Origin of the sequence: Microbacterium sp. Leaf351 (genome assembly GCF_001423825.1) — a bacterium.
Classification (GTDB): Bacteria; Actinomycetota; Actinomycetes; order Actinomycetales; family Microbacteriaceae; genus Microbacterium; species Microbacterium ginsengisoli.
Map to the genome: position 1 here is coordinate 102,493 of NZ_LMPK01000034.1, position 309 is coordinate 102,801.

The 309-nt window shown below is 75.7% G+C and carries 1 protein-coding gene; it reads left to right on the forward strand.

The annotated features are described in order from the left end of the window. On the forward strand, window positions 1-309 hold a 309-nt coding region (locus tag ASG00_RS18115; RefSeq protein WP_327037506.1), incomplete at both ends, for a helix-turn-helix domain-containing protein.

Here is a 309-nt window from a genome sequence, read left to right on the forward strand (position 1 = left end):
GTTCCGCGAACGGGTCGAGCCGTTCCGCGACTATCGCGAGCGTGTCGCGTCGGCGACGGGTGCGGCCACCCAGAGCGAGATCGACGGCGTGCTCGGCGCGTCGCGGCCGCGGGTCGCGGCATCCCTTCCGAAGGGGCTCGCCGAGACCTCGCTGCGGCGGGTCATCGATGCGGTGCGCGAACACGGGCCGCTCTCGGCCGCCGAGGCCGGCGAACTGCTCGGGATGTCGCGGGTGTCGGCGCGCCGCTACCTCGAGCACCTGGCCGGGGAAGGGCGCATCGAGCGCGCCGCCCGGTACGGCAGCCCGGG